The sequence below is a fragment of the Pseudomonas sp. PD9R genome (genome assembly GCF_019200975.1).
Taxonomy (GTDB): Bacteria; Pseudomonadota; Gammaproteobacteria; order Pseudomonadales; family Pseudomonadaceae; genus Aquipseudomonas.
In genome coordinates this window covers 320637-340324 of record NZ_JAHTMR010000005.1, presented here as the reverse complement: position 1 = coordinate 340324, position 19688 = coordinate 320637, and the positions used below count along the sequence as shown (strand labels likewise).

Annotated in this window: 17 protein-coding genes; 1 reads left to right on the top strand and 16 read right to left on the bottom strand. The window is 60.0% G+C overall.

Annotated features, from left to right (window positions below):
* The first annotated feature begins 57 nt into the window (after positions 1–57).
* On the top strand, positions 58–1560 hold the full coding sequence (locus KUF73_RS13590; RefSeq protein WP_218438562.1) for a sensor domain-containing diguanylate cyclase: 1503 nt from the start codon (positions 58–60) through the stop codon (positions 1558–1560).
* A gap of 155 nt (positions 1561–1715) precedes the next feature.
* Here KUF73_RS13590 and lpxC read toward each other — a convergent pair whose 3' ends face one another.
* The 16 genes from lpxC to mraZ form a co-directional block, all read right to left on the bottom strand.
* Entirely contained in the window at positions 1716–2627 is a 912-nt protein-coding gene (gene lpxC / locus KUF73_RS13585) for a UDP-3-O-acyl-N-acetylglucosamine deacetylase (protein WP_008060300.1), read from the bottom strand.
* 112 nt (positions 2628–2739) lie between these two features.
* The gene (gene ftsZ / locus KUF73_RS13580; RefSeq protein ID WP_218438526.1) at positions 2740–3930 is read right to left on the bottom strand and encodes a cell division protein FtsZ; all 1191 of its coding nucleotides are present in this window, start codon (positions 3928–3930) and stop codon (positions 2740–2742) included.
* Between the two features lie 69 nt (positions 3931–3999).
* On the bottom strand, positions 4000–5259 hold the full coding sequence (gene ftsA, locus KUF73_RS13575; RefSeq protein WP_218438525.1) for a cell division protein FtsA: 1260 nt from the start codon (positions 5257–5259) through the stop codon (positions 4000–4002).
* A gap of 15 nt (positions 5260–5274) precedes the next feature.
* On the bottom strand, positions 5275–6144 hold the full coding sequence (locus KUF73_RS13570) for a cell division protein FtsQ/DivIB (protein ID WP_218438524.1): 870 nt from the start codon (positions 6142–6144) through the stop codon (positions 5275–5277).
* A 4-nt stretch (positions 6145–6148) separates the two neighbouring features.
* A complete protein-coding gene (locus KUF73_RS13565; protein ID WP_218438523.1) occupies positions 6149–7129 on the bottom strand; it encodes a D-alanine--D-alanine ligase in 981 nt (326 codons plus the stop codon).
* Complete coding sequence (murC, locus tag KUF73_RS13560; protein WP_218438522.1) at positions 7126–8586, bottom strand: UDP-N-acetylmuramate--L-alanine ligase; 1461 nt, start codon at positions 8584–8586, stop codon at positions 7126–7128. The genes KUF73_RS13565 and murC overlap by 4 nt, the downstream gene beginning before the upstream one ends.
* Positions 8579–9649: an undecaprenyldiphospho-muramoylpentapeptide beta-N-acetylglucosaminyltransferase gene (gene murG / locus KUF73_RS13555; protein WP_218438521.1), complete on the bottom strand. Its 1071-nt coding sequence runs from the start codon at positions 9647–9649 to the stop codon at positions 8579–8581. Before murG ends, murC begins: the two co-directional genes overlap by 8 nt.
* Positions 9639–10856 carry a putative lipid II flippase FtsW gene (ftsW, locus tag KUF73_RS13550; RefSeq protein WP_371135466.1) on the bottom strand — a complete coding sequence of 406 codons (1218 nt, stop codon included), beginning with the start codon at positions 10854–10856 and terminating at the stop codon, positions 9639–9641. The genes murG and ftsW overlap by 11 nt, the downstream gene beginning before the upstream one ends.
* Positions 10853–12199 carry a UDP-N-acetylmuramoyl-L-alanine--D-glutamate ligase gene (gene murD / locus KUF73_RS13545; RefSeq protein WP_218438520.1) on the bottom strand — a complete coding sequence of 449 codons (1347 nt, stop codon included), beginning with the start codon at positions 12197–12199 and terminating at the stop codon, positions 10853–10855. The genes ftsW and murD overlap by 4 nt, the downstream gene beginning before the upstream one ends.
* Before the next feature lie 6 nt (positions 12200–12205).
* Positions 12206–13288 carry a phospho-N-acetylmuramoyl-pentapeptide-transferase gene (gene mraY, locus KUF73_RS13540; RefSeq protein ID WP_016773275.1) on the bottom strand — a complete coding sequence of 361 codons (1083 nt, stop codon included), beginning with the start codon at positions 13286–13288 and terminating at the stop codon, positions 12206–12208.
* The gene (gene murF / locus KUF73_RS13535) at positions 13288–14655 is read right to left on the bottom strand and encodes a UDP-N-acetylmuramoyl-tripeptide--D-alanyl-D-alanine ligase (RefSeq protein WP_218438519.1); all 1368 of its coding nucleotides are present in this window, start codon (positions 14653–14655) and stop codon (positions 13288–13290) included. The genes mraY and murF overlap by 1 nt, the downstream gene beginning before the upstream one ends.
* On the bottom strand, positions 14648–16111 hold the full coding sequence (locus KUF73_RS13530) for a UDP-N-acetylmuramoyl-L-alanyl-D-glutamate--2,6-diaminopimelate ligase (RefSeq protein ID WP_218438518.1): 1464 nt from the start codon (positions 16109–16111) through the stop codon (positions 14648–14650). The genes murF and KUF73_RS13530 overlap by 8 nt, the downstream gene beginning before the upstream one ends.
* Entirely contained in the window at positions 16111–17850 is a 1740-nt protein-coding gene (locus KUF73_RS13525) for a penicillin-binding protein 2 (RefSeq protein ID WP_218438560.1), read from the bottom strand. The genes KUF73_RS13530 and KUF73_RS13525 overlap by 1 nt, the downstream gene beginning before the upstream one ends.
* Positions 17850–18143 carry a cell division protein FtsL gene (gene ftsL / locus KUF73_RS13520; RefSeq protein ID WP_046041919.1) on the bottom strand — a complete coding sequence of 98 codons (294 nt, stop codon included), beginning with the start codon at positions 18141–18143 and terminating at the stop codon, positions 17850–17852. Before ftsL ends, KUF73_RS13525 begins: the two co-directional genes overlap by 1 nt.
* Complete coding sequence (gene rsmH / locus KUF73_RS13515) at positions 18140–19087, bottom strand: 16S rRNA (cytosine(1402)-N(4))-methyltransferase RsmH (protein WP_371135465.1); 948 nt, start codon at positions 19085–19087, stop codon at positions 18140–18142. The genes ftsL and rsmH overlap by 4 nt, the downstream gene beginning before the upstream one ends.
* On the bottom strand, positions 19084–19539 hold the full coding sequence (gene mraZ, locus KUF73_RS13510) for a division/cell wall cluster transcriptional repressor MraZ (protein ID WP_218438517.1): 456 nt from the start codon (positions 19537–19539) through the stop codon (positions 19084–19086). Before mraZ ends, rsmH begins: the two co-directional genes overlap by 4 nt.
* Positions 19540–19688 lie beyond the last annotated feature (149 nt).

Below are 19688 nucleotides of genomic sequence, written 5' to 3'. Positions count from 1 at the left end.
AAGGCTTGCGCGGTTATGGAACTACGCTTACAAGTCATTCCAGCAGACATCAGTCCTATGACCGTACGCCGTACTCCACATCGTTCAGGCATCGCCGGTCGACCTGAGATTCTGGTGATCCTCGGCAGCAGCCTGACGGTCTTTGCGATTCTGAGCATCGTGACCTTCCTGCTGATCCGCGAACACGCGAACGCATATCAAGCGGCAACTCGCAGCGCGACCACCATCGCGCAATTGATCGACGCCGATGTCTTACGCACAGTGGAGCTCTACGACCTGACCTTGCAAGGGCTGATCGCTGCCGCGCAGCGTGACGACCTCAAACAGGTTTCTGCGCAGATCCGCCACCTGGTGCTCTTCGACCGCTCCGTCACAGCGCGCTACAAGGGCGACATCCTGTTACTGGACAAGCATGGCGATGTACTCGCCGATTCGTCATTGACCGACCCCAAGCCGGGGAACTTCGCCGACCGCGATTATTTCATCGCCCACGCCTTCAATCGCGACACCGGCATGTTCATCAGCCGGCCGTTCAAACCCCGGTGCGACTGCGACGACAAGGACGAATGGCGAATCAGTTTCAGCCGCCGTCTCTCATCGTCCACGGGAGAGTTTCTCGGTGTCGCCGTCGCGTCAATGCGCATGGCTTACTTCGATCAATTGTTCAACAGCCTGGACATCGGCACCGACAGCACGCTGGCCATCATCAACGATGACGGCATCTTGCTGGCGCAGAAACCGTTTCTGGAAGACAACTCCCTCGGGAAAAACCTCGCCGGCCGGCCTAACGTCGTGCGAATGCTGCGCGAGGGCAGCGGCAGCTTCAACGGCGAGTCGAGTGCCGACCAACAGCAGCGCCTGTACACGTTCAGCAAAGTGGGCAACCTGCCGTTGACGGTTATCGTTGCACTGTCTATCGACGAGGTATTCGCGACCTGGCGGCGCACGGCCATCGTCATCAGCGGTGCCACTGGTGTTTTGTGCATTGCCTTGTTTTGGCTGACCTGGCTGCTCTGCCGCGAGCTGCGCTTGCGTCATACCGCCGAGCAGGAATTGGCGCAATTGGCCGCCACTGACGCATTGACTGGCGTGGCCAACCGCCGGACCCTCGACCAAACCCTGCGTCATGAGTGGTTTCGCGCACAACGCTCCGGCAAACCAATGTCGGTGCTGATGATCGATGCCGACCACTTCAAGGCCTTCAATGACCGCCATGGCCATCAGGGCGGGGACGAAGCCCTGCGTGCATTGGCCGGGGTAATACTCGCCAATGTCCATCGCCCAACGGACCTCGTGGCCCGCTACGGTGGCGAGGAATTTTCGGTGATCCTGGCGGAAACCGACAATGACGGTGCACGGCAGATTGCCGAACGCATTCGGGCGGACGTGGAACAGTTGCCGTTGGTGGGAGGCGATGAATTGCCGATGACGGTGAGCATCGGGATCAGCACCTGGACGACGTCGAGCGAGATGAGCCTGGAGCAGTTGCTGTTTGCGGCGGACAAGGCGTTGTATCAGGCCAAGGAAGGGGGCCGTAATCGGGTGGTGAGTGCCACCTGAAAGCAGAACATCAAAAGATCGCAGCCTTCGGCAGCTCCTACATTTGGAATGCGTTCTCTGCAGGAGCTGCCGCAGGCTGCGATCTTTTGATTTTAAAAGGACATAAAAAAAGGCCACCCGAAGGTAGCCTTTAAAAAACTAGAGAGGTTTTTTACTTACACGGCCGCGACAGGACGCATGTAAGAGATCGGTGCAGTGCTGGCGTCTTCGAAAGTCACGACTTCCCAAGCATCTGTCTGCTCAATCAACTTGCGCAGCAGTTGGTTGTTCAATGCATGTCCGGACTTGAAGCCCTTGAACTCACCAATCAGGCTATTGCCCAGCAGGTAGAGGTCACCAATTGCATCGAGGATCTTGTGCTTCACGAATTCGTCTTCATAGCGAAGGCCGTCTTCGTTCAGTACACCATCCGCGTCGACCACAATAGCGTTTTCAACGCTGCCGCCGAGTGCGAGGTTGTGCTTGCGCAGGTACTCGATGTCACTCATGAAACCAAAGGTACGGGCGCGGCTGACTTCTTTTACGAACGAAGTGCTGGAAAAATCCACGCTTGCACTTTGTGTGCGGTCACGGAAAACCGGGTGATCGAAATCGATCTCGAAGCTCACCTTGAAACCTTCGAAAGGGACGAAAGTGGCGCGCTTGTCGCCGTCTTCCACTGTCACTTCACGCAGGATGCGGATGAACTTCTTGGCGGCGTCCTGTTCTTCCAGGCCAGCCGACTGAATCAGAAATACGAAGGGTCCAGCGCTACCATCCATGATTGGAACTTCGGACGCGGAGAGCTCGACGTAGGCGTTATCGATGCCCAGGCCAGCCATGGCCGAGAGCAAGTGCTCAACCGTGTCCACTTTGACATCACCGTTAACCAGTGTGGTCGACATAGTGGTTTCGCCAACGTTTTCCGCGCGTGCAGGGATCTGCACGACCGGATCGAGGTCGGCACGACAAAACACAATGCCGGTGTCGATCGGTGCAGGCTTGAGGGTCAGGTAAACCTTCTCCCCGGAGTGCAGACCTACACCTGTGGCACGGATAATATTTTTCAGTGTGCGTTGTTTAATCATGGCTTGGGCCGCTTCAGCGCAAATTGCGAACTGGTATCAACAAAGGCTGGCGATGATAGCAGACCACGCCTTTGCTGAACACCAATCACCTTCATAGCCCTGATACATTTCATCAATCGGCCTGACGACGCAGGAATGCCGGGATGTCCAGGTAGTCCAGATCATCTTGCGGATTCATCTTCGCGGCAGTCGCAGCACCGGCCTGAGCCTGGTTGCGCATGACGGTCGGACGGTCCAGGTCACGGTAGTTAACCGCTGGAGCTTCCTGACGAACAGGGGCCTGTTGTGGTTGGGAGGCCATCGACGTGTGAACGGTATTGTCGATGACCTTCACAGGCTTCTCGATTTTTGCGCCCAGACCGGTGGCAACTACAGTCACGTGCAGCTCGTCGCGCATGTCCGGATCGATAACGGTACCGACCTTGACCATCGCGTGCTCGGAAGCGAAGGCTTCGATGATGCTACCCACGTCGGAGTACTCACCCAGGGACAGGTCAGGACCGGCGGTGATATTCACCAGGATGCCGCGTGCACCTTGCAGGTTAACGTCTTCGAGCAGCGGGTTGCGGATAGCTGCTTCAGTCGCTTCACGTGCACGGTTCGGACCGCTGGCGCAGCCAGTGCCCATCATCGCCATGCCCATTTCGCTCATCACGGTACGTACGTCGGCAAAGTCGACGTTGATCATGCCCGGACGCTTGATGATGTCGGAGATACCGCGAACGGCACCGGCCAGAACATCGTCAGCCTTGGCGAAAGCCGACAGCAGGCTGGCGTCTTTACCGAGGATGGTCAGCAGCTTCTCGTTAGGAATGGTGATCAACGAGTCAACGCTTTCGGACAGCAGACGGATGCCTTCATCGGCGATCTGCATGCGCTTGCGACCTTCGAACGGGAACGGACGGGTCACCACCGCAACGGTGAGGATCCCCATTTCCTTGGCCACTTCAGCAATGATCGGCGCAGCACCGGTACCGGTACCACCGCCCATGCCGGTAGTGATGAACACCATGTTGGTGCCCTGCAGGACTTCGGCAATGCGCTCACGATCTTCGAGAGCGGCCTGACGACCTACTTCAGGGTTGGCGCCAGCGCCCAGACCTTTGGTCACGCCGGTACCCAGTTGAAGGATGGTCCGCGCGCCGATGCTCTTCAGCGCCTGGGCATCAGTGTTGGCGCAGATGAACTCAACGCCTTCAATGTTGCTCTTGACCATATGATTCACGGCGTTGCCGCCGCCACCGCCAACACCGATAACTTTAATAACCGGGCTTGCGGGGATGTTGTCTACGAGTTCGAACATTTTCCCTCTCCTTTACGTTCTCTAGTTTTTCGCCTACTGCCTGTATCTACAACGGTATTGCGGTGAATCTTAAAAATTGCCTTGGACCCAGCTCTTGATGCGATCGAGCAAGGCGCCTTTCGGTTCTTCGTTGCTGTAGCTGTCGCGGCTGCCGATACCCGAGAACGAAATGCCGTCGGATTGCTTCTGCAGGCCGTACATCAACAGGCCGACACCGGTGGAATAAATCGGGTTGCGGACCACGTCATCCAGGCCTTTGACGCCGTGAGGCACGCCCAGGCGTACCGGCATGTGGAAGATTTCCTCGGCCAGCTCGGTGGCACCTTCCATCTTCGACGTACCGCCGGTCAGCACGATGCCGGCCGGGATCAGGTCTTCGTAGCCGCTGCGACGCAGTTCGGCCTGGATCAGCGTGAACAGCTCGTCGTAACGCGGCTCGACCACTTCGGCCAGGGCCTGACGGGACAGCTCGCGCGGTGGACGATCACCGACGCTTGGGACTTTGATGGTTTCACCGGCACCGGCCAGTTTGGCCAGGGCGCAGGCGTAGCGAATCTTGATTTCTTCGGCGTACTGGGTCGGGGTGCGCAACGCCATGGCGATGTCGTTGGTCACCTGGTCGCCCGCAATCGGGATCACCGCGGTGTGACGGATCGCGCCTTCGGTGAAGATCGCGATGTCGGTGGTGCCGCCGCCGATGTCCACCAGGCACACGCCCAACTCTTTCTCGTCGTCGGTCAGAACCGAGTACGCGGAAGCCAGCTGCTCCAGGATGATGTCGTCGATTTCCAGACCGCAGCGACGCACGCATTTTTCAATGTTCTGTGCAGCGTTGACGGCGCAGGTGACCACGTGAACCTTGGCTTCCAGGCGTACGCCGGACATGCCCAAAGGCTCGCGGACGCCTTCCTGGTTATCGATCACGTAATCCTGCGGCAGAGTGTGCAGCACGCGCTGGTCAGCAGGGATTGCCACAGCCTGGGCGGCGTCGAGCACGCGCTCAAGGTCGGCAGCACTGACTTCGCGATCACGAATCGCCACGATGCCGTGGGAGTTCAGGCTGCGGATGTGATTGCCGGCCACGCCGACAAACGCCGAGTGGATGCGGCAACCCGCCATCAGCTGCGCTTCTTCGATCGCGCGCTGGATCGACTGCACGGTGGACTCGATGTTCACCACCACGCCTTTTTTCAGGCCACGGGACGGATGAGTACCGATCCCGACGATTTCCAGCGTGCCGTCGTCCGAAACCTCGCCTACCAGCGCCACCACCTTGGAGGTGCCGATATCGAGACCGACGATCATTTTGCCGCTTTGCACGTTTGCCATGGGTCCTGCCTCTTCTTAATTCTTCGCGACAGCGGGTTGGGCTGTCGTGGGCGCTACAGGTTCCCGCCAGCCAACAGCGAGGCCGTTGGCGTAGCGCAGATCGATGCGCGCAATGTTCGTAATCTGTTCTTTGAGCGTCTTGTCATAGATGGCGATAAAACGGCGCATCTTTTCCACCAGGTTGCCGCGTCCCAGCAACAGCTCGATCCCGGGTCCCGAACTGCCGGGGCCGGTGGTCAGGAACCAGCTGCCGCGTTCACGCAACTCCAGGCGTGCAATCGAGAAGCCCAGCGGCCGGAGCATCTGGCTCAGTACCTGGTATTGCTGCATCACTTGCTGTTGAGCCCGTTGTGGGCCAAACAGCTGAGGCAAGTGCTCGTAGTTTGCCAACTCACGCGGAGTGAACGCCTGGCCCTGGTTGTTCAACAGCGATTCGTCGCCCCAACGGGCTACGGGCAATTGTTCTTCCAGGCGAATCACCACTTGATCCGGCCATACCCGACGCACTTCGGCGTGGGCAATCCATGGCATCTGTTCCAGCTCGGTGCGCATGCTCGCTAGATCAATGGTGAAGAAGCTCGACGCCACGTACGGGGCAATTCGCTGCTGTACCGCTTGCTGGCTGATGTAACTCAAGTCGCCCTGCACGTTGATCTTGGTGATCGGTCGGTCAGCGTACGGCAACAAACGTTGTGCGCCTTCGTAAGTACCGAACCCCAACGCGACCAGCAGCACCGGCCAGAACAAAGCTTTGAGAAAACCAAAATTGGCTTTCGGCAGACGCACGGACATCGGCTCTTTGGCCACCATTCGGCTGGCACCTCGCGGCACCGGCTTGCGGCCGGGCGGTGCGGGGGGCTGATGTCTCAGCTGTGCGCCTTGCATGGTCTTAACCTCGCGACTCTTTATTACCGGCAGCGTTACAGGCAACGCTCTCGGCCAAAATGGCCAGGACCAGTTGCTGGAAATCCAGACCGGCAGCCCGAGCCGCCATTGGCACCAGGCTGTGATCGGTCATGCCCGGTGCGGTGTTGACTTCCAGGAACCAGAACTGCCCGTCGGCGTCCTGCATCACGTCCGCCCTGCCCCAACCGGCGATACCCAGCGCCTCACAGGCTTTCGCCGTGAGATCCATGAGTTCCTTTTCCTTGGCACTGTCCAGCCCGCACGGAATGCGGTACTGGGTATCGTTGGCGATGTACTTGGCGTCGTAGTCGTAGAAACTGTGCGTCGTGCCCAGGGCAATCGGTGGCAATACCTGGTCACGCAGGGTGGCGATGGTGAACTCCGGACCTTGAATCCATTGCTCGACCAACACTTGCGAATCGTAGGTACTGGCCGCTTTCCATGCGTCGATCAATTCGGACGCGGAAGTCACTTTGGCCATCCCGATACTTGAACCTTCATGGGCCGGTTTGACGATCAAAGGGAAGCCCAGTTCCGCAGAAGCAGAAATACAATCGGCCTCGCTGCTCAGTACCGCGTGACGTGGCGTCGGAATGCCCAGGCTGTGCCAGACCTGCTTGGTGCGCAGCTTGTCCATGGCCAGCGCCGAGGCGAGGATGCCGCTGCCGGTGTACGGAATGCCCAGGCATTCGAGCAGGCCCTGCATGCTGCCGTCTTCACCACCGCGACCGTGGAGAATGATGAAGGCGCGGTCGATTTTTTCGTTCAGCAGACGCTGCAGCAAGTCATCGCCGACGTCGAGGCCGAACGCGTCCACACCCGCGCTTTGCAGCGCATCGAGAACAGCGTTGCCCGACTTCAGGGACACTTCGCGCTCGGCACTCTTGCCGCCGAACATCACGGCGACGCGGCCGAAGTCCTTCGGCGCAACAGTGGAGACGAGGTTGGCGTAGGCAGCAGTCATTTCAACTTCCCCTCGACCGACGCAACAACAGCGCCGGCGAACAACTCACTTTTCAACAGTTTTGGCGCAAGACCGCCGATATCACCGGCGCCTTGGCACAGCAGAATGTCGCCCGCACGCAGCAGCGGCTTGACGATTGGGGCCAGGTCGACGCCACGCTCGATGTAGATCGGGTCGAGCTGCCCGCGCTGACGGATGCTGTTGCACAACTTGCGGCTGTCGGCGCCCGGAATCGGCTCTTCGCCGGCCGGGTAAACTTCCATCAGCAGCAGCACGTTGGCATCGGCCAATACGTTGACGAAATCGTCGTAAAGGTCGCGGGTGCGGCTGTAACGGTGCGGCTGGTAAACCATCACCAGACGGCGATCCGGCCAGCCACCGCGCACGGCTTTGATCACGGCCGCGACTTCGGTCGGGTGGTGGCCGTAGTCGTCCACCAGCATGACGTTGCCGCCCTCTACCGGCAGTTCACCGTAGACCTGGAAACGTCGACCAACACCCTGGAACCCGGACAGGCCCTGGACGATGGCTTCATCACTGACGCCTTCGTCAGAGGCGATGCAAATGGTCGCCAGTGCGTTCAGCACGTTGTGGTTGCCCGGCATGTTCACCGAGACATCCAATGGCTCGCGATCAGGGCGCAGCACGGTAAAGAAGGTCTGCATGCCTTGCTGGCGCACATTGATGGCGCGCACGTCACAGTCTTCGCCGAAGCCGTAGGTAACGGTTGGACGCTTCACCAGCGGCAGGATTTCACGCACCACGGGATCGTCCAGGCACACCACGGCCAAACCGTAGAACGGCAGGTTGTGCAGGAACTCGACGAAGGTTTTCTTCAGAACATTGAAGTCACCCCCGTAGGTCGCCATATGGTCGGCGTCGATGTTGGTAACCACGGCCACCAGCGGTTGCAAGTGCAGGAAGCTCGCATCGCTTTCGTCGGCTTCGGCGATCAGGTAACGGCTGGTGCCGAGCTGGGCATTGGTGCCCGCAGCATTCAAACGGCCACCGATGACGAACGTCGGGTCCAGGCCACCGGCGGCGAACACCGAAGCAATCAGGCTGGTGGTAGTGGTTTTGCCGTGAGTACCGGCGACGGCGATGCCGTGGCGATAACGCATCAGCTCAGCCAGCATCTCGGCGCGTGGCACTACTGGAATGCGGCGTTCCAGCGCGGTAGCGACTTCCGGGTTGGACGTATTCACGGCGCTCGACACCACCAGCACGTCGGCGGCGGCGGCGTTTTCGGCGCGGTGGCCGATGAAAATCTGCGCGCCGAACGATTCCAGGCGCTCGGTCACCGGCGAAGCTTTCAGGTCGGAACCGGACACTTCATAGCCCAGGTTCAGCAACACTTCAGCGATCCCGCACATGCCCACGCCGCCGATACCGACGAAGTGGATACGACGGATGCGGCGCATTTCCGGTTGCGGCATGGCTTTCTGATTCTCAACCATGGGCCACCTCCAGGCAGGTATCGACCACGTTACGGGTGGCATCGGGTTTGGCCAGGCGGCGGGCCGCAGTGGCCATATCGTTTAGACGTTGTGGTTGCATCAGGACCTCTGTCAGGCGCGCGGCAAGATCCGCTGCGCCAGTCGTTCTTTGCGGCATCAGGAAGGCAGCGCCTTCACGGGCCAAATAATCGGCGTTGCGGGTCTGGTGATCGTCGATAGCGTGGGGCAAAGGCACCAGCATCGAGGGCAGACCGGCGGCAGCCAGTTCACTGATGGTCAGCGCGCCTGCGCGGCACACCACCAGGTCGGCCCAGCCATAGGCTTGGGCCATGTCTTTGATGAAGGGCTGCACCTGCGCCTCGACGCCAGCCGCGCGATAGCGCTCTGCAGTCACTTCATCGTGGTTTTTGCCGGCCTGATGGAACACTTCCGGACGCAAATCGACGGCGACTTGCGACAGGGCTTCAGGCAGCAACTTGTTCAACGGTTCTGCGCCCAGGCTTCCGCCGAGGATCAGCAAACGCGCCTTGCGACCGGCCAGGGCTGGTCGCAGTGTTTCGAGGAACAGCTCGGTGCGCACCGGGTTACCGGTGGTCCGACGGCTGCCCGACAGGGTAAAGGTGTCGGGGAACGCTTCACAGACTCGGGCGGCCAACGGCACCAGCAACCGATTGGCGGTACCGGCCACGGCGTTCTGTTCGTGAACGATCACTGGCACGCCAGCCAGTTTCGCTGCAACGCCGCCAGGACCGGTCACATAACCACCAAAGCCGACCACACAGACCGGCCGCAACTGACGAATGATCGCCCGCGCCTGCCAGACCGACTTGAGCAACATGAACGGTGCCTTCAGCAGGGACAATTTGCCCTTGCCACGAAGGCCGCTGGCGTTGATCCGGTGCAGCTCGATTCCGGCCGCAGGCACCAGATCGTTCTCGATGCCGCGCGGTGTGCCGAGCCAATGCACGGTGTACCCGCGGGCCTGGAATTCACGCGCGCAGGCCAGTGCCGGGAACACATGCCCCCCGGTGCCGCCCGCCATGATCAAGACGTTAGCGCCCATGGTTCGACTCCTCGGCAAAGTCGCTCTCATGGAACTCCATCTCCTCACTGCCCAAGTGGGTTCGACTCTCCCACTCGATACGCAGCAACAAGCCGAGACAGGCACAGCAAATCACCAGCGAACTACCGCCATAACTGAGGAACGGCAGTGTCAGACCTTTGGTTGGCAGCAGACCGACGTTCACCCCAATGTTGATCAGGAATTGACCGATCCACAGGAACGACAAGCCGTAGGCCACATAAGCCGCGAAAAACTGCTTGGCTTTCTCGGCCCACAGACCGATGTACATGCCGCGAATACAAACGAAGACGAACAGTGCGACGGTGCACAAGGAACCGACAGCACCCAACTCTTCGGCCAGCACCGAGAACACGAAGTCGGTGTGGGCTTCGGGCAGGTAGAACTGTTTCTGCACGCTGTTGCCCAGGCCAACGCCCAGCCATTCGCCACGACCGAAGGCAATCAATGCTTGCGACAACTGATAGCCAGCACCGAACTGATCGGCCCACGGGTCGGCGAAGTTGGTCAGACGCGCCATCCGATACGGCTGCACTTGAATCAACAACACCACCGCCGCGACCGCCAGCACAACCATCAAGGAGAAACGGAACAGCCCGACCCCGCCGAGAAACAGCATCGCCGCCGCAGCGCCCATCATTACGACGGTGGCACCAAAGTCCGGTTCCATCAGCAACAGACCTGCCATCGGCAGCAGCACGATGAACGGCTTGAAGAAGCCCATCCAGCTTTCGCGCACTTCTTTTTGGCGACGCACCAGATAACCGGCGAGATAAATCACCACGAACACCTTGGCAATTTCCGAAGGCTGAACGTTGAAGAAACTGAAGCCGATCCAGCGCATCGAGCCGTTCACTTCGCGGCCGATCCCCGGGACGATCACCATCACCAGCAAACCGAACGCACCGATCAGCATCAACCAGCCCAAGCGTTGCCAGGTCGCGATCGGAATCATCATGGTGACGATGCAGGCACCCAGGCCCAGCACGATGTAGATAAGGTGTCGAATCATGTAGTACAGGGCGCTGCCTGACTGCACGGCACCCACTTCGGTCGATGCCGAGGCAATCATGATCAGCCCCAGGCCGAGCAGTGCCAGGCAACCGGCGAGCATAGGGAAGTCGAGGTCAATACCGCGCCCGGTAATGAGCGGTGATGGATAAGGCTTGATGATGTTCAACAGGCTCATGCCAGATCCTCCACAGCGCGGACGAACTGGTGACCACGGTCTTCGTAATTCTTGAACATGTCGAAACTGGCGCAGGCCGGCGACAGCAGCACGACGTCGCCCGGCTGGGCAGCGGCGCGGCATTGTTCCACGGCTTCCACCAGCGAACCAACACGGATCAGCTGCACGGCGTCGCCGATGGCTTCGCCAATCTTGTCGGAGTCGCGGCCCATCAGGATCACGGCGCGGCAGTTTGCCGCCACCGGATCGCGCAGGTCCTTGAACTCGGCACCTTTGCCATCGCCACCGGCGATCAGCACGACTTTGCCGTCGATGTCCGCACCCAGCCCTTCGATGGCAGCGAGTGCGGCGCCGACGTTGGTGGCTTTGGAATCGTTGTAATAGCCGACGCCATCGAGATCGCGGACCCACTGGCAACGATGCTCAAGGCCTGCGAAGGTGCGCAGGCTCGACAGCATGGCGTCGAACGGCAAGCCCACCGCATGACCGAGGGCCAGTGCCGCCAGGGCATTGGACTGGTTATGCGCGCCACGAACTTTCAGCTCGCGTACCGGCATCAGGTTCTGGAATTCGAACGCCAGATACTTCTCGCCGTTTTCTTCGCGGATACCGAACGCCTTGAAATCCGGTTTGGTCAGGCCGAAGGTCCAGCATGGCTGGCCTTCGCCCATCAGCGGACGACTCAGGGCATCCTGACGGTTGACCACGAACTGTTTGGCACCGCGGAAAATCCGGTGCTTGGCCAGGTGATAGGCCGGCAGACCGCTGTAGCGATCCATGTGGTCTTCGCTGATGTTGAGCACGGTGGCCACTTCGGCGTTGAGTTGATCGGTGGTTTCCAGTTGGAAACTCGACAACTCCATCACGTACAACTCGACATCGTCGCGTAGCAGGTCCAGCGCCGGGGTGCCGAGGTTGCCGCCGACGGCGACACGCTTGCCGGCCGCAGCCGCCATCTCGCCGACCAGCGTGGTCACGGTGCTCTTCGCGTTGGAACCGCTGATGGCCACGATCGGCGCTTTCGCATTACGCGCGAACAACTCGATGTCACCGGACAACTTCACGCCACGGGCAGCGGCAGCCTGCAGGGCCGGGGTCGCCAGCGCCAGGCCGGGGCTCACGTAGAGCTCGTCGGCACGGCACAGGAATTCGACGTCCAACTCGCCACAACGCACTTCCACGTGCGGATAGTCACGCTTGAGCGTGGCCAGTTCCGGTGGATTTTCCCGCGTATCGGCCACAGCAAATGACACGCCCCGGTTCGCCAGGAAGCGAACCAGGGACATGCCGCTCTTGCCGAGGCCGACAACGATGCGGAAGTGGTCAGAAGCGATCAGAGACACGAGTTTCTACCTCAGCTTCAGGGTGGCAAGGCCGACCAGCACGAGAATCACGGTGATGATCCAGAAACGGACGATCACACGTGGCTCGGGCCAGCCCTTGAGTTCAAAGTGGTGGTGTATCGGCGCCATGCGGAATACGCGGCGACCGGTCAGCTTAAAAGAAGCGACCTGTATGACGACTGACAGGGTTTCCATCACGAACACGCCGCCCATGATGAACAGAACGATTTCCTGACGGACGATCACCGCGATGGTGCCCAGCGCCGCACCCAGCGCCAATGCACCGACGTCACCCATGAAGACTTGCGCCGGATAGGTGTTGAACCACAGGAAGCCCAGGCCCGCACCGATCAGCGCGCCGCAGAACACGATCAATTCACCCGCGCCTGGCACGTAAGGAATCAACAGGTATTCGGCGAACTTCACGTTACCCGACAGGTAGCAGAAGATGCCCAGGCCACCGCCGACCATCACGGTCGGCATGATTGCCAGACCATCGAGGCCGTCAGTCAGGTTGACTGCGTTGCTCGAACCGACGATGACGAAGTAGGTCAGTACGATGAACCCAGCGCCCAATGGAATGCTGTAATCCTTGAGCATCGGCAGGATCAGGGTGGTTTCCACCGGCGTCGCGGCAGTCATATAAAGGAAGATCGCTGCGCCCAGGCCGAACACCGACTGCCAGAAGTACTTCCAGCGACTCGGCAAGCCACGGGAGTTCTTCTCGATCACTTTGCGGTAGTCGTCAACCCAGCCGATGGCGCCGAACAGCAAGGTCACCAGCAGCACGACCCAGACATAACGATTGCTCAGGTCAGCCCACAGCAAAGTGCTGACGCCAATCGACGAAAGAATCAGTGCGCCGCCCATGGTCGGGGTGCCGGACTTGGACAGGTGCGATTGCGGGCCGTCGTTACGAACAGACTGACCGATCTGGCGGTTCTGCAGGGTGCGGATCATCCACGGGCCATAGCACAGCGACAAAACCAGCGCGGTCAGCACACCGAGAATCCCGCGCAGGGTCAGGTACTGGAAGACCGCGAAGCCTTTGTAGAACTGTTGCAGATACTCCGCTAGCAGCAGCAGCATTAGTGTTTCTCCAAACGGGTCCCGCACAAAGCGGCGACGATGTTTTCCATCGCAGCGCTGCGCGAGCCTTTGATCAAAATGGTGGTGTTTGTATCTTGCTCGGCACCCAGCGCCTCGATCAGCTCAGCCTGTGTGCTGAAGTGAAAGGCCTGTGGGCCAAACGCATTGACGGCGTGGACCATCATGGGTCCGACGGCGTACAGCGCGGAAACCTTGCCACGGGCGTACTCGCCCACGTCGCGGTGCCCCTGCTCCGCCCAATCGCCCAACTCGCCGATATCCCCGAGCACCAGAACGGTGCGACCGGAAAAGCCGGCGAGTATATCAACGGCAGCGCACATGGAGGTGGGGTTCGCGTTGTAAGTGTCATCAATTACGCGCATGCCATTGCTGGCCAGTTGCGCGACGGTGCGGCCCTTGACCGGCTGTACCGCGCCCAGACCAGTGGCGATGCCGAACAGCGACACGCCCAGAGCATGAGCGGCCGCCGCCGCGGCCATGGCGTTCGCAACGTTATGAGTGCCGAGCAGGTTCAACTGAACACGCTCCATACCTTCAGGCGTGTGCAGGTTGAACGCTGGGCAACCGCGAGCATCGGTGGCCAGGTCGCTGGCATAGAAATCGGCGCTGCTGTTGCTCAGGGCAAACGTCAGCACCTTGCGACCGGCAGCACGGGTCTTCCAGATTTCAAACGCTTTGTCGTCAAGATTGAGAACGGCGACGCCATCGGCATCCAGCCCTTCAATAATCTCGCCTTTGGCTTCGACGATTTTTTCCGGACCGCCGAACTCCCCAACATGGGCGGTCCCGGCATTATTCAGAATGGCCACGTGCGGCTTGGTCATGCCAACGGTATAGGCGATTTCGCCGAGGCGCGAAGCACCCAACTCGATCACCGCAGCGGTGTGCTCCGGCGCCAGTTCGAGCAGGGTCAGCGGCACGCCCAGGTCATTGTTCAGGTTGCCGCGGGTCGCCAGCACCGGACCGCGCGTGCGCAGGATGCTTGCGAGCATTTCCTTGACCGTGGTTTTGCCGCTGGAGCCAGTGATTGCTGCAACAGGAGAGGTGTAGGCAGCACGGTTCAGCGCGCCCAGTTGACCGAGGGCCTGACGGGTATCGCTGACCAGCAATTGCGGCAATGTGCTGTCGGCCACTTCGCGCTCGACCAACGCCGCCACGGCGCCTTTGGCCGCTACATCATGGAGATAGTCATGACCATCGAAGCGCGGACCGGTCAGGGCAATGAACAACTGGCCCGGTTTGATAGCGCGACTGTCGATACTGACACCGTCGAAGCTGGCATCAGTGCTGATCAGGCGTGCATTCAATGCGCCGGCCAGTTCGCTCAGTTTCAAGGCTTTAAGCATGGGCCACCTCCCACGCGGTCAAGGCATGATCAGCCTCGACCAGATCGGAGAAAGCGTGGCGCTCGCCGTTGATTTCCTGATAGTCCTCGTGACCTTTACCGGCCAGCACGATCACGTCATCCGCCGAAGCGCCGGCGATCAACTGGGCAATCGCCTGGCCACGGCCCGCAACGAACGTCACCTTATCCACAGCCGTGAACCCGGCGCGGATGTCGTCGAATATCACTGCAGGGTCTTCGGTGCGCGGATTGTCGTCGGTGACCAGTACGCCATCGGCCAGACGCTCGACCACTTCCGCCATCAGTGGGCGCTTGCCGCGATCGCGGTCGCCGCCACAGCCGAACAGGCAGAGCAAACGGCCTTTGACGTGTGGACGCAGGGCTGTCAGCACTTTTTCCAGGGCATCCGGGGTGTGGGCGTAATCGACCACCACCAGCGGCTGAGTGCCGCCGCCCAGGCGCTGCATGCGACCGGCCGGGCCTTCGAGTTTCGGCAGCACCTTGAGAATTTCGTCCAGCGCATAATCCAGGCCGAGCAAAGCGCCTACTGCCGCCAGCACGTTGCTCAGGTTGAAACGGCCGAGCAAGGTGCTGCGCAAATGGTGCTCGCCTTGCGGCGTAACCAATGTGGCGCGCACGCCTTCGTCGTCGAATTGCGATTCACGGCAATACAGGTAGGCACTGCTGTCGAGCAGGCTGTAGGTGATCAGCCGCGACTCACGTTTTTGGGCAGCGAGTTGCCGACCGAATTCGTCGTCGAGATTGACCACACGGCACTTCAAATCATTCCAGGCAAACAGCTTGGCCTTGGCTTCGCCATAGGCCTGCATGGTGCCGTGGTAATCCAGGTGATCGCGGGACAGGTTGGTCATCACCGCCACGTCGAATGCGAGCGCGGTAACCCGACCCTGGTCCAGACCGTGGGACGAAACTTCCATCGCCACTGCTTTGGCACCGGCCTTTTTCAGGTCGCCCAGGGTGGCTTGTACGGCAATCGGGTTTGGCGTGGTGTGCAGGCCGCTTTGCAAAGCACCGTAGAAACCGGAGCCCAGGGTGCCAACGATGCCGCAATGCTGGCCGAGCAGGTCCAGTGCCTGGGCCACCAATTGGGTCACGCTGGTTTTGCCATTGGTGCCAGTCACGCCGATCAGGTTCAGGTGATGGCTCGGTTCGCCGTAAAAGCGCCCGGCGATGTCCGACAATTGTGCCGCCAGGCCCTTGACCGGAATCAACGGCACGTCGGTGATTGGCAGCACGGTCGCGCCTTCCACTTCATAAGCAACAGCAGCAGCACCGCGCGCAAGCGCATCGGCAATATGTGCACGGCCATCGAATTTACCGCCGGGCACGGCGAGGAACAGATCACCCGCGCGCACGTTGCGACTGTCTAGCGCCAATTCACGGATCAACAGATCGTGGCCGGCGTGGGGGAAAATTTTGTTCAGACTTAATGACATCAGCCGCGCCCTCCATTGGCTTTCAGCGGAACGACCGGGGTGGCGTTGGCTTGTTGTGTCGGCGGCAAGTTATCCGGGGTGACGTTCATCAGGCGCAGGGTGCCGGACATCACGCGGGAGAACACCGGCGCCGAAACCAGACCACCGAAGTAACCGGCCTTGGTCGGCTCGTCGATCACTACCACGATGGCGTAACGCGGATCGCTCATCGGGCCGAAACCGGCGAACAGCGAGCGGTACGAGTTCTCGGCGTAGCCTTTGGTACCGACCGAAGTTTTACGCGCCGTACCGGACTTGCCGGCCACGTGATACGCCGGCACTTGCGCACGGAACACGCCGCGCGGCGCTTCGATCACTTGTTGCAGCATGCCTTGCATGGTTTTCGCGACGGCTTCCGGCAGTACCTGAGTGGTCTGCGGGGCCTTGTCGGTTTTGATCAGGGTCAATGGTGCGATTCGGCCGTTGTTGGCGAGGGCCGAGAACGCGTGGACCAACTGGATCGCCGTCACGGAAATACCGTAGCCATAGGACAACGTGGCAGTTTCAGCCTTGCGCCACTCGCGGTAGTTCGGCAGGTTGCCGACGCGCTCGCCCGGGAAGCCCAGGCCGGTATCCTGGCCAAGACCGACTTTCTGCGCCAGACGGAAAATCGTCTCGCCGCCGATATCGAACGCGACCTTACTCATGCCGACGTTACTGGAATTGATCAGAATTCCGGTCAGGTCGAGCACTGGGCCTTCGGTTTTCGATACGTCCTTGATGGTGTACTTGCCAATCTGCAAGCTGCCCGGATACACCTCGACGGTGTCACTCGGTTTCCAGCGGCCGGTTTCGATGGCGGCGCTCATCGAGATCGCCTTCATCGTCGAACCCGGCTCGAACACGTCGATCATCGCGCGGTTACGCATCATCGCCGGTTGCAGGTTGCGGCGGTTGTTCGGGTTGTAGGTCGGCTGGTTGACCATGGCGAGGATCTCGCCGGTCTTCACGTCCATGATCACCAGGCTGCCGGCCTTGGCGCCGTTCTCGATGATCGCGTTGCGCAGTTCACGGTTGGCCAGGTATTGCAGGCGCAGGTCAATGGACAACGCCAAGGGCTTTCCGGCCTTGGCGTTTTTGGTGACCTGGACATCCTTGATCAACCTGCCGCGCCGGTCCTTGATGACCTGGCGCTTGCCGGCGACTCCGGCCAGCCATTCGTCATAAGCCAGTTCGACACCTTCCCGACCGTGATCATCGATGTCGGTAAAGCCGACCATATGGGCGGTGACTTCACCGGCTGGATAGAAACGACGAAATTCTTCGATGCCGTAGACACCCGGTACTTTCAGGTCGAGCACAGCCTGACCCTGCTCAGGCGTCAGCCCGCGCACCAGGTAAATGAATTCTTTATTGGCTTGAGCCTCAAGGCGTTCCGCCAAGGCCTTGGGATCTTGGCCCAACGCGGCGGCCAGTGCCGGCCACTTCTCTTTCGCCAGCTGCATTTCCTTGGCGTTGGCCCACAGGGTGGTGACCGGCGTACTGACGGCCAGCGGCTCGCCGTTACGGTCGGTGATCAGACCACGGTGAGCCGGAATTGGAATATGACGAACACTGCGCGCATCACCCTGACCTTTAAGGAAGTCACGGTCGACGACCTGCAGGTCGATGATGCGCCAACAAATCGCGGCGACCATGACGCCGAGCAAACCCAGCACCACGCGGAAACGCCACGGGAACAGTGCACCTTCGAGTTTCATCATGGCGCCACCATCTTCACGTCGGCAGCACCAGGAATGTGCATTTTCAGTTGTTCGGTTGCCAGCACTTCGATACGGCTGTGGGCAGTCCAGGTGCTCTGTTCAAGAATCAAACGGCCCCACTCGGCTTGCGCTTTGTCGCGCACGCTCAACTCGTTGTACAGCGAGTTCAGCAACTGGCGATTCCAGTGCGCGCTGTAGGACACGCCGATGGCCGATACGAGCACACCGATAAACAACAGCAGCATGAAAAAGCTTCCGCCGGGAAGTGGCTTGGCGAAAAGCTTGCTCACCGCAGCTTCTCCGCCACGCGCATGATGGCGCTACGGGAACGTGGGTTGGCTTTGAGTTCGGCCTCGGAGGCGGACTGCGCTTTGCCATGGACTTTGATTTTGGGTTCGAAGGCGACGTGACGTACTGGCAGGTTACGCGGCAGGTTGTCGGCCTCGCCTTTCACCAGTTTGCGCATGAACAGTTTGACGATGCGGTCTTCCAGCGAATGGAAGCTGATAACGACCAGACGACCGCCGACTTCCAGGGATTCCAGCGCGGCTTCGAGACCGGTTTCCAGATCGCCCAGTTCGTTATTGACGTGTATGCGCAGCCCTTGGAACGCACGGGTTGCAGGGTTCTTGCCCTTTTCCCACGCCGGGTTGGCGACTTTCAGGACTTCGGCCAGGTCGGCGGTGCGCTCGAATGGCTTGATGTCGCGACGTTCAGCCACGGCACGGGCCATGCGACCGGAAAAACGCTCCTCGCCGTATTCCTTGAAAACCCGGGCGATTTCTTCAACCGGCGCGGTGTTTACGAATTCGGCAGCGCTGATCCCGCGGGACGGGTCCATGCGCATGTCCAGCGGACCGTCGTTGAGAAAACTGAAGCCACGTTCAGGGTCGTCGAGCTGTGGCGAGGACACGCCCAGGTCGAGCAAAACGCCGCTGACCTTGCCGTTCATGCCGCGCTCGGCAACTTCCGAACCGAGCTCGGCAAAGCTGCGCTGCACAACGACAAAGCGGCCGTCTTCGGCCGCTAGCGTCTGCCCGGTGGCAATCGCTTGAGGATCTTTATCGAATCCAAGCAGCCGACCATCGGGACCGAGCTGACTGAGTATCAACCGGCTATGCCCGCCGCGCCCGAACGTGCCGTCCAGATAGCAGCCATCAGGACGTACGGCGAGAGCCTCGACGGCTTCGTCAAGCAGTACGGTGATGTGGTTAAAGCCGCTATCAATAGTCACAGGATCAAATCACGCAGTTCATCAGGCATCGCGCCCGGTTGTTGAATAGCAGCCAGGTCAGCGGCAGAAACCGCATTCCAGGCATCCTCGTCCCAAAGCTGGAACTTGTTCAGTTGGCCTACCAACATCGCGTGCTTATCCAACTTGGCATAATCACGAAGACGCGGCGGAACCAGAAAACGACCACTGCCATCGAGCTCGAGGTCGACGGCATTACCAATCAGTAAGCGTTGCAGGCGGCGGTTCTCTTCGCGAAGCGAAGGCAGTGCGCGCAGTTTGGTTTCAATAATTTCCCACTCATCGAGGGGGTAAACACACAAACACGGATCAACGGCATCAATTGTGACGATTAACTGACCGGAACTACGCGAAACGAGCTCGTCACGGTACCGGCTCGGCATGGCGAGACGGCCCTTTGCATCGAGACTGATAGCGTTGGCTCCGCGAAACACGTCAGCGTTTCTCCAAATTCTAGCGTTTTGAGTTCAAAAAACCCACTTCATGCCACTTTCCGCCACTTGCGCACACTATAGGAATGCGCCCACCACACCGTCAAGGCGCGGATTAAAGGAAAACCCTTACAGAACTGAGATTTAGGAGC

Excerpts from the sequence above, each read along its gene's own strand:
- KUF73_RS13590 (WP_218438562.1), top strand. The coding sequence starts at position 58 with ATGACCGTACGCCGTACTCCACATCGTTCAGGCATCGCCGGTCGACCT.
- lpxC (WP_008060300.1), bottom strand. The coding sequence starts at position 2,627 with ATGATTAAACAACGCACACTGAAAAATATTATCCGTGCCACAGGTGTA.
- ftsZ (WP_218438526.1), bottom strand. The coding sequence starts at position 3,930 with ATGTTCGAACTCGTAGACAACATCCCCGCAAGCCCGGTTATTAAAGTT.
- ftsA (WP_218438525.1), bottom strand. The coding sequence starts at position 5,259 with ATGGCAAACGTGCAAAGCGGCAAAATGATCGTCGGTCTCGATATCGGC.
- KUF73_RS13570 (WP_218438524.1), bottom strand. The coding sequence starts at position 6,144 with ATGCAAGGCGCACAGCTGAGACATCAGCCCCCCGCACCGCCCGGCCGC.
- KUF73_RS13565 (WP_218438523.1), bottom strand. The coding sequence starts at position 7,129 with ATGACTGCTGCCTACGCCAACCTCGTCTCCACTGTTGCGCCGAAGGAC.
- murC (WP_218438522.1), bottom strand. The coding sequence starts at position 8,586 with ATGGTTGAGAATCAGAAAGCCATGCCGCAACCGGAAATGCGCCGCATC.
- murG (WP_218438521.1), bottom strand. The coding sequence starts at position 9,649 with ATGGGCGCTAACGTCTTGATCATGGCGGGCGGCACCGGGGGGCATGTG.
- ftsW (WP_371135466.1), bottom strand. The coding sequence starts at position 10,856 with ATGAGCCTGTTGAACATCATCAAGCCTTATCCATCACCGCTCATTACC.
- mraY (WP_016773275.1), bottom strand. The coding sequence starts at position 13,288 with ATGCTGCTGCTGCTAGCGGAGTATCTGCAACAGTTCTACAAAGGCTTC.
- murF (WP_218438519.1), bottom strand. The coding sequence starts at position 14,655 with ATGCTTAAAGCCTTGAAACTGAGCGAACTGGCCGGCGCATTGAATGCA.
- KUF73_RS13530 (WP_218438518.1), bottom strand. The coding sequence starts at position 16,111 with ATGTCATTAAGTCTGAACAAAATTTTCCCCCACGCCGGCCACGATCTG.
- KUF73_RS13525 (WP_218438560.1), bottom strand. The coding sequence starts at position 17,850 with ATGAAACTCGAAGGTGCACTGTTCCCGTGGCGTTTCCGCGTGGTGCTG.